Annotated in this window: 9 protein-coding genes and 2 pseudogenes; 8 read left to right on the top strand and 3 right to left on the bottom strand. The window is 43.0% G+C overall.

The genetic code is table 11. From position 1 onward, the window contains the following. The 8 genes from HCU66_RS26275 to HCU66_RS26240 all read left to right on the top strand — a co-directional run. A partial coding sequence (locus tag HCU66_RS26275) for a hypothetical protein (RefSeq protein ID WP_205891293.1) occupies window positions 1-269 on the top strand: 269 nt, incomplete at its 5' end. A gap of 544 nt (window positions 270-813) precedes the next feature. Beyond that, on the top strand, window positions 814-2,220 hold the full coding sequence (locus HCU66_RS26270) for a glycosyltransferase family 2 protein (protein ID WP_205891292.1): 1,407 nt from the start codon (window positions 814-816) through the stop codon (window positions 2,218-2,220). Between the two features lie 122 nt (window positions 2,221-2,342). Next, entirely contained in the window at window positions 2,343-2,828 is a 486-nt protein-coding gene (locus HCU66_RS26265; protein ID WP_205891291.1) for an NUDIX domain-containing protein, read from the top strand. 10 nt (window positions 2,829-2,838) lie between these two features. Beyond that, entirely contained in the window at window positions 2,839-3,480 is a 642-nt protein-coding gene (locus tag HCU66_RS26260; RefSeq protein ID WP_205891290.1) for a hypothetical protein, read from the top strand. A 1-nt stretch (window position 3,481) separates the two neighbouring features. Then, window positions 3,482-4,615 carry a hypothetical protein gene (locus tag HCU66_RS26255; protein WP_205891289.1) on the top strand — a complete coding sequence of 378 codons (1,134 nt, stop codon included), beginning with the start codon at window positions 3,482-3,484 and terminating at the stop codon, window positions 4,613-4,615. After that, window positions 4,612-5,400, top strand: coding sequence for a phosphotransferase (locus HCU66_RS26250; RefSeq protein WP_205891288.1), 789 nt, complete (start codon window positions 4,612-4,614; stop codon window positions 5,398-5,400). Before HCU66_RS26255 ends, HCU66_RS26250 begins: the two co-directional genes overlap by 4 nt. Continuing rightward, window positions 5,397-6,302 carry a radical SAM/SPASM domain-containing protein gene (locus HCU66_RS26245; RefSeq protein WP_205891287.1) on the top strand — a complete coding sequence of 302 codons (906 nt, stop codon included), beginning with the start codon at window positions 5,397-5,399 and terminating at the stop codon, window positions 6,300-6,302. The genes HCU66_RS26250 and HCU66_RS26245 overlap by 4 nt, the downstream gene beginning before the upstream one ends. Before the next feature lie 5 nt (window positions 6,303-6,307). Next, the gene (locus HCU66_RS26240) at window positions 6,308-7,375 is read left to right on the top strand and encodes a nucleotidyltransferase domain-containing protein (RefSeq protein WP_205891286.1); all 1,068 of its coding nucleotides are present in this window, start codon (window positions 6,308-6,310) and stop codon (window positions 7,373-7,375) included. 8 nt (window positions 7,376-7,383) lie between these two features. On the opposite strand, the gene HCU66_RS26235 is transcribed toward HCU66_RS26240, so the two are convergent. From HCU66_RS26235 to HCU66_RS27415, 3 genes and pseudogenes are all read right to left on the bottom strand, one after another. After that, entirely contained in the window at window positions 7,384-7,800 is a 417-nt protein-coding gene (locus HCU66_RS26235) for a hypothetical protein (RefSeq protein WP_205891285.1), read from the bottom strand. An 852-nt stretch (window positions 7,801-8,652) separates the two neighbouring features. Then, window positions 8,653-8,808 (bottom strand): annotated as a pseudogene (locus HCU66_RS27280) (hypothetical protein); the annotation flags it as partial. 52 nt (window positions 8,809-8,860) lie between these two features. Beyond that, window positions 8,861-9,135 (bottom strand): annotated as a pseudogene (locus HCU66_RS27415) (type 2 periplasmic-binding domain-containing protein); the annotation flags it as partial. Window positions 9,136-9,422: the final 287 nt, after the last annotated feature.

The raw sequence follows: 9,422 nt of genomic DNA, 5'->3' as shown, positions 1-9,422 counted from the left end.
GAGCAGAAAATCCGACTTTTTCAACAGAATCAGCCAAAAGCTGCCATTCAAACCTTTCTAGAAAAGGCGGCTTGACTCAGCTATGGCTGGATTGTTTTTTATACTTCGCCTGCCTGAACGTTCCGTTTACGATCTCTTCCTGCGAGATGAATAGTTGCGAGGCCGAAGAAATGGCGAAGGCAATGAATTCTTCAAGTTCGAACAGCAGAGCGTTCATAGAACCCTGCACAAATCGAAATTTTGGATATGCGCCCATCCCCGCCCCCTGAGTGCTCCTTCGCGCACGCCACGGACACAATAGCCAGCGGCAACCACGTGACGCTCTGCATTTGGCATCCTCGGGCACTGCTGATACCGTTCTTTCACGATATCGCTTCGCTTTTACTTCTCCATAGCATTGAGGTTAGGGTTTTCCTGACTCGCCTGAAGCCGGGACTCAATGATGGACTTAGAGCGTCTGATAGTGTGTCTGCGGTTTTCGTTTCCAACATGGTGTAGCTCGACTTTTCGGAAGGTCTCTTCGCGCTGGTAGCCTCGAGTCTCAGAGGCCGCAGTCCGATCCGCGCTTCTCTCCCTTTAGCTGATACTTCTTCTTGCCCTCACACACACACAACGTACGACTATCAGCCTAGCAACAGCGTCGCCTAAACAACAATTAACATCCCCGCGAATCCCAACAAAAATTCTGTCAGCAAGCTGCTCAACCTCCATCTATGCTCCAATGTACGAGAGGCGATATGCGCTTAGCTTGATCTCCGTAGCTTGCACGATATTGATCAGCCGAAGCGAAACACATACCAACGAGTGACATCTATGATAGAACTTATAGAAGCATTGATAGCTATAGTCTTACTTTCGACAATTTTTATGACTTATCGAACCCATCGGGGAGCAAGTTTCATTCTACAAGAGCCAAAATCAATCAATACCAATGAACACCCATACACCTTTAATCTGAAAACACTTGTAATAATACCTGTCCTTAGAGAGCAGCAGGTAATAGGTAATACTCTTTTACACTTCGAGGAAATACTCGCACACAACACGGACGCGGCAATTGCAGTTTGCGGCGCGGCAGAAGAAACATACTCACATGACCAAGAGAGCAACACATCACTTTCCACTAAAGAGACAGTAATCAAAGTCGCCAATGAAATAAACAACCGCCAAAAGCGTCGCTTTGTGACTTATCTTGAGTATCCGTACCAAAACGGAATTATGGCCCACCAAGTAAACTGGGCTGCACGGTATGCGTTTGATGCATTTGACTCCCCTGTAGATCCCACTCAAACCATTGTCGCTATCTATAATGCAGATAGCAGACCAGATTCGAAATCCTTTCTTGCGATGGACGCCGTCTTTAAGACTCAGGGATCCGCAGCACAACAAATTTCGTTTTATAGCTCAGGCCAATGCAACTCAAACTTCTACAAATGGATAAGCAATTCAGCCGCTGTTTGGCAAACGCGCTGGGCGTTGGCCGTAGAGGTGTTTCGACTGCGTCTATCCAACAAGCTAAACTTGCATACAGACCAAACAAAAAACTGGCATAGCGAGTTGACTAGATTTTTGCTCCACCCATACAACTACACAATTGGACACGGTTTCGCCGTAAAACTTAGTACATTTATAGAAATGAATTATTATCCCCAGACGGTAAGAAACGAAGACGCAGCGCTGGGGTTCGTGTATAGCGTTTCAAAACTCACGGTCGCGCCAGTAGTTACGCACGACAACACTGAAGTACCTGACTCATTAAAGCAATTAATCAAGCAGCAAGTTAGCTGGTATGGCGGACCAGCAGAGGCTCTTAAATATCATTCATTAACGCAACGACTCTTCGAGCAAACAAGCTCGTCGCGTCGCTTTAGCAAACTACTTACAATTAAAGCTCTTTATGATGCTTTCATTTGGATCACTGGCCCTACAATATTTGCACTTGCAATTATCGGCTCCTTCACAGGGTGGCCTGTCTGTCCAACATTGGCAGCGAGCATTATGCTTTATCTTATTCTTCCAAGCCTCCCCCTTCTACTCATTCGAAGGAGTGAATCATGGATGAGCAGAAAGGAAATATTAGCCGGGCTGGCAACACTACCAGTATTTTACTTGCTACACGGCTTTGCAGCATATCTATGGATTTGTCGAGAGGTTCATGGGTATGTCATTGGAAAAAAACCGACGAAATTTAAGACGGAACGAAGCATTGTAAAACCATAACTGCAATTTTATTTTTGTTCTAGGCCGTGATAGTAAAAATTTTAAAGCTAGAGTAACCATTACATACACCTCGAGGTTAAGCACCATTACTTCCTAGCAAACCAAATGAACGGAGCCATGATATGAGTACATCTAACCAGGCGTCCTACAGTACCACGCCAAACATTCGAATAATAGCTCGTGGCGTGCTACTCCGAAACGAAAAAATACTTATAATTAAAGTAAAAGATAAAGGCGGAGAATGGTGGATACTGCCTGGCGGGGGTCAAGACTTTGGTGAGACTCTACAAGATTGCCTAATAAGAGAGTGTAACGAAGAGCTTGGAATCTCCGTCAATGTAGGCCCGTGCATTATGGTACGAGAGTTTATTGGCACCAAAAAAAATACCGTGATTGGCGATGTTTCGAATAAACAATTCCTTGAGCTATATTTCTTTATCCATACAACCGAAACTCCAGATCTTATCCCACGAGACCCTGGGCATTTGTCACTCGAATGGGTAGATGTAGAAAAACTTAGCAGTCTCAATTTTTTTCCTAAAATCATTATAGAAAAACTGAGCACGAACGAGATAGACAGCCCAATATATGTAGGCGATGCGGACTGAGGCTAGCAATATGAAAGGCATACTTTTAGAAGGTATCTGTGGGGCCGGAAAAACCTCAGTCTTTAGAAAGCTTATGCAATTAACATGTAAAACTGCGCCAGACGCATTTATCTCAATCTCGCAACAATATTCACAACGAATGTTTGAACACATCAGACCCCAGATTTCGATACATGAAGTCCTTAAAATGTACGAGCCTCTACTTACACATTTAAAGTCGCTTGATAGTCAGTTTAAAGGCAGTGTATTTGTTAAGCACCCACGCAGATCAAACATCGAGCCTAAATTTCTGGTTGAATCAACACACCTTAATTGCATAATTGAGTTTTCAATTTCAAAAAACCCCGCAATTGATAAAGTTACTTGTGAGTTCTCGCAGCTTGGTGGAACAGTTGTATTTCTGACTGTGCCTGAGGATCAAATTTTAGAGCGCTGCATTACATCCACAAGACTTTTACGATCAATCGGGTGGGCCGAATACCTAAAAGAGCTATCTGATAACGATAATGATCTAGTAGAAATAATGCTCGCCCGCCAGGCTACTCTTCGCAGTTACTTGGAAGAAAATAAAATCCGATACGTTACAATTAATACAGGAACAAAAAGCTGGAACCATATAGCCAGATCATGCATGAAACTTATGGAGTTATAACATGATAGATCTACCACACCTATCCGACCTCCAGGAAGCAACGATAAATTTTTGCAACCAAACAATACGTGTATTATATAAAACAAACAACTGTATTGGTTGGATACAACATTACATTCCAATAGAGAAAAACAAACCACAAATAATTAGCTTCACCGTTGCCCAGCGTGTTGACCCGATTGTCTTCTATAAACTTCTCTCTTTGACCTCTTCGACCGACTCAGCACCCACAGTAAAGGTTTTCAAAGATGTATTTTATAAATATCAAGTTATAGGAGGAAACGGTGTAGAAATATTTTACGAATTTCCTATTTTGTTTTTTATTATGAAGGAGGCAGAAAATCAGTTTTCAGTTGTAACCCCTGCACCAAATAATCAGGATGGCCGCCTCCTATTACGAATAGCAAGAGAAGTTGCATATCGTCGATGCGTATCTACCGGAATGACATCATTTCATGCAGGAGCTGTAGCGTCTCAAGATAAAGGTGTCATATTACTAGGTGAGTCCGGCGCAGGTAAGACAACACTACTTATAGGGTTAATTAAGAAACTGGGATGGGATTTTATTTGTAACGACCGAACTATTATTGATCTTACAAATACCCGTCTATACGGACTTCCCTTACCAATACGTATTGGGTTCGGTACGCTTATCGGTGACGCTGACTTAGCGTCAGGATGCCTAGCGATGGGCAAATTATCACGCGGACAAGTGCCCGAAAAGGAGTGGCGCTCTATTGAAAGTTCAAGAACGCATGAGTGGGGAAGCCGGAAAAAATTAGAATTGTCCCCCAAAGAGTTAATCGATATTACTAAAGGACGGATAATAGAAAGCGCTCGGATAACTTGCGTCATTATTCCGCGTATGACCCAGAAAGAAACCCTTCTAAAAATCACATCACTTAACATGGTTGAGGCTCTAGAGCTAATAACTCCTCAGTGCACGTCCCCCGAAGATCCTTTATGGCCACAAACATGGCTAGAACATTTAAAGCCGCTGCCGTATAGCGCGAAAGAATCCTTGATTTATTTTACTCAACGAATCCCTTTCTATCTCGTTGAGTATGGAATAGATAGTTCGTTTGATGAGGCTATAGATAGAATCGAAGAAATAGTTAAAGGTCTACCATCTTGAAAAAAGCAAGAACTAATAATCGCGTCCATGTAAACAGGGATCTGCAACTTGTTGAAAAAATTTATGACAACGAAAACAACTACCTAAGAGAAAATGCAGTTCTCTCCTTCTTATGCAACACTAGCATCACGGCACCCAAAATTAGGAATCACTACACAATTGACAATCAGCACGCAATACAAATGGAAATATTAGATGGACACCCATTTAAGTCTCATAAACATTCACCAAGAGAAGAAATCCAAATATGGTCTTCCATAGGAAAAGCAATAAGACTTTTGCATGACGAAACTCGTGGTTTAGATCCGGAGTTGCTAGGGCTAGAGCGCCGAACAATAGATACACTTTTAAGCCTTGCCAGGTTCCTCCCTGAAAAACTGAGCCTTGCAACAAAGTTATTTATATTAAGTTCTCACCAAGAAAAGTTTGACAATCATAGCATTCAAACTTTGATTCACAGAGATATAAGAATCGACAACATATTCATTAAAAACGATAGCGACATTGTCTTGCTAGATTATGAAAACTCAGCTGTCGGCTATCCATGGGGAGACTTAGTACGTCTAATTGGTGATGATTTAAAATCAAAAAATGATAATATAAATGCCCTTTTGACTGGCTATGGTGTTGACCACTCTGAATTCTGGGCTTCATATCCAATACTAAGACTGTCCTATCTTCTCGAGATGTACAACTACGTAAAGCTAAAGGGAAGACAAGCCGAATGGACACTTGGAATGCATAACGTAATGCTCAAAGAAATCAAGGAGATCACCAAACTATGAGCAACCCCAAAAAACTTAACGTCGCCAACAGTTTTCCTCTTTGCGTCGAATTCCAAACAACGAGCTTGTGCAATGCACAATGTAGCTGTTGTCCTCACCATGAGGTTAGCCAGGAAACTCCATGTGGGTACATGAGCGACGATTTAATACAAAAAATTATTTCTGAATGCTCAGAGCACAAGGAAGAAATGGACCTAATAATTCCTTATTTGAACAACGAGCCATTTATAGATAAGAGGATGATTGAAATACTAAGACTTATAAAAAAACACATCCACGTTGATGTTGAAATATCAACAAACATCTCGCATCTCTCTTCAGAAAAAGCAAAAATCATAGTTCAGGAAAACCTTATCAATACTCTTAGAATAAGTATGTTCGGAATGAATAAAGAAACCTATGAACGAAGAATGCGAGGGCTGCGCTGGGAACGATTCAGTCAAAATATTAACAATCTCGTGTTTGAAAGAAATTCTGCCAACAGCAATATGGCTATCGAAATAATAATGATTTCACAAGATGGCTTGTCAAATGAGGAAGTCGCTTCAGCTCGCCAAGAGTTTGAAGCCAATGGTCTGATTGTTCGTCTCTTTGGCTACCTAGATCGCGCAGGTAACAACCTTGTAAAAAACCTTATACCTTTAACGCAACTGCATTCACGTATTTCAGCATGCGAGCTAAATCGTCCTTTTGAAAGGCTTGTTATACGCCACGACGGCACCTGTGTCTTATGTTCACAGGACTGGCGTGGCGAAGTAATCTTGGGAGACATTAATAATGACTCAATATCAAAAATCTGGAACAGTGAAACTACTCGCAAAATTCGCGAGATTGTGAGCGGGGGATGCGACACACCATTAAATTTTATTTGCCGAAAATGCAAACTTGCCATAATGGAGTAATCTCGATGAACCCTTCAATATCAAACAGCAAAAAACTTGTCGCAATTAACTTTCTCGATCAAATATTAATAGATCATAACCCTGCGTACGTATTATTAGTCGGCTCTACTGCGCGTGGATATGCTGAAGAAACATCTGACATAGATTTGCTTGTATTGGATTCAGTTGCAGGAGCATATCCAGGAAAAATTGACAGCATTAGTATAGGTGGGCATCAAGTCAAACTTGAACACTATCGTGTATCAGACATTATAGAAATACAAAAAATGAGCGGAGCCAACATTGTAAGACAACTAAACAGGCTTCGCGATGCAGAAGTTATTTTTCAAAAGCCCAATAATGATTTTGAAACTATTAGGCCAACACATACTATAGTTCGGCAAGCCTTTGGATCACCGGAAATTTTTGTAATGTCTATCGAGGAAAATCTTGCAGCTGCCTTTACAGCATTTGATAAAGGATTAATTGAGGAGGTAATACTAAGGAGTTATATGGCTTCAGAAGCTCTTGCATTCTTGTTGTTATCTATTGGGAATGTCCCCGTCTCATACTCTAAATCAAAATGGGTCCATCTTGGTTTATCGCGGCTGGGGAATACCAGCATATTGGAAAACTACTTATCAAGCACATTGGCCGTGACCTGCACTCAAAACATAGTGCGCAGCCCTGAACTATTGGATGTATTTCATGAAACAATAAAAAGCTATTGCCGGCCTGATCTTCTTGCAGAGTCTCAGGAATTGAGAAGAGTCGTTTGGGTAGCTGAAAAAAACCTTCGCGATACAAAGGCATTGATTGCCAAAGGCGAGATCTTAGCAACAAGATCATCTGTAATTGAGTATGTTACATTCGGAACTCAAGCAATTGCCAAAGCAAAATCTTGGTCGTATGATACATTGTTAGATTCCGAGACCATTTTCAGACGAATGACAAGCAGCGAAAAAATCCCCCCCCGCCAAATCCTTTTTCCTAATGAAAAACCGACTTCTAAAGCTGCAAGTCAGTCTTACAACTCGGCTGTATATATGTATGAAGAGGTAATACAATTCCTCGGTATCACCCCTCCAATCTAAATAGATAGCTATTTGCCCATTGGATCAGGTTCGACTAAAAATATTAGCCGGGGGCGTAGACCTCGTCGCTTAAGCTTTAGATGTTTTTCTAAATCATCTATAGCGGCCGTCACCGATTTATTAAGAGCATCTTGCTCCACCGAAACCCCTAGGTGGTCCAGGAGATTTGATACAAACCAAGTCTTCCATTGATATGGTTTAATACTAGATCCTTTCTCGACTACAAACTTTAATACTCCAGTGCGCGCCCCACCTGTGCGTGGAATTTTGGCACGAACGCTCGCATATTCCTTGACCTCCTCAACCGCCTCAGTTACGTGAGCTTTTGTAATGTTGATGTCTTGCGGCGCATGTGCAATATAGTGCCTGAGAGCCGCCTCGGCAAAAAACATCTTAGGGTGCATGGCACCTGTAGTATTGGGCATATTTCTCTCCATAACAAGATGAGATTACCACTACACTTATACAACTTATTTTGCTGCAATTAGTTAAAGTTTAAGTCTTGTGCATTACTACCTATTTCAAGTGACAAATAACGCATGGTTCTTTTCAAAAGCTCGATCCCTTAGATTATGACGCCAGGACCTCATTCGAAATGTTAAACCAACAGGGTAAATTTTAGCATAAAATTTTTTAGCTCGAATGCTCTATAGCACCGCTCATCCCCCAAAAACACTCGAGAGCCTTGCTATATAACAAGATGGTATTACTCCAATAACAAATAATTACATCAGCTCATCACAACTTATCAAGCTGTACAAGGGTGCGCTTTTCTTAAACTTCGATTCTTATTTAGCCCTCACTGGAGATAGGCACCCGTACGGATTAGTGCAGTTCGTTTAACTTTCACTGCAAAACAACACTACAAAAGGGAACTCGACGATCTAGTTTGAATATTCGCAACCAATGCAAAGTCTATGAATTCTATAAAATCGGTATTTTCCTCTCCGAAAAACGGATTCAATTATTGAGATCAACTATCAGATGTGAAAAACACCAGTGTTTGCTTATAACTCATCGAACTCTCAGCAATCGTCTGCGACCCCACTCAAGGTATGGATACCGAAAATGAAAAATCAATATGCGAGACTAAGCGCTTACCCATTTGGTTGTGCGCACGTGAGTGGAAACCTAACAAATTCGTTTGCTTTGGATCGATTGCAGTCCTTCACGACTGTCTGCTTCTGGCCGTTCTCTGCCGGTCGCCTCTTTGAACTGTACTGCCTTACTACCAAAGCCGTATTCAAGCGGTGGTCAGCAGCAATGCAAATGTCCGGTAAGATGACCATGTCGAGTTCGTCGACGAAGACATCGACTACGCGCACTGGATTGGTATCGCTGACGTGGTCGTCGAGGCTTTCGGGAAGTAAGGTGCTTTGGCCTCGATGTTCACCTTGGATGAATCGTTTCTCGGGTGATCCTGGCGCTGAAATCCTCAGAAGTCATAGCAAGGGTTCGCGGAGGCTTTTTTACACACTCCGGGTCGGCGGCAATGTCCTCACGCACTTGGAAGGCTGCCTGACGCGCCAAGCCCGGCCCAGCCAGTGCCAGGTGACGCAAGGCCTCGCCGTCGCTGGCCTGCGCGTTGCCGGTCACAGGAAGCACGATGTCCTCACCGGCGTATCGCAGCGGCCAGCCAGGTTGGCCCCCATAGTTCGCACCCAGGCGGTTGTGCGACAGCGGCTCCTGCGGTGTCGCCGGCATGCCGCTACGCACTAGATGTCGGGCACCCCCACGATTACCATGCGTGTGCCGCCTAACCACCATCCCTAAACGGGGAGAGCAATGATGATCACAAGCGCCACCCGGCGACGGCAAAACGGGGTAGGGCATCTGCACGATAGGCGACCGGCTGGAGACGAAGAAGACCAGGGTACTTCCCGTTTTAGGTATACGTTTAGGTATATGTGACGAATCTGATATTAGAGAAAACCAGTAATATAGAGGTCTTTAGGTGGTTTGTTCGACCCCGGCTTCGGCACCATCTAAAACCAAGGGTTTGCGAGCGAAAGCTAATGCAAACCCTTGTTTGTTTCCGGTCCGCTAT

This window comes from Pseudomonas frederiksbergensis (assembly GCF_017114915.1).
Taxonomy (GTDB): Bacteria; Pseudomonadota; Gammaproteobacteria; order Pseudomonadales; family Pseudomonadaceae; genus Aquipseudomonas; species Aquipseudomonas frederiksbergensis_I.
The sequence above is the reverse complement of the archived record's forward strand: the minus strand, read 5'-3'. Positions and strand labels throughout refer to the sequence as shown.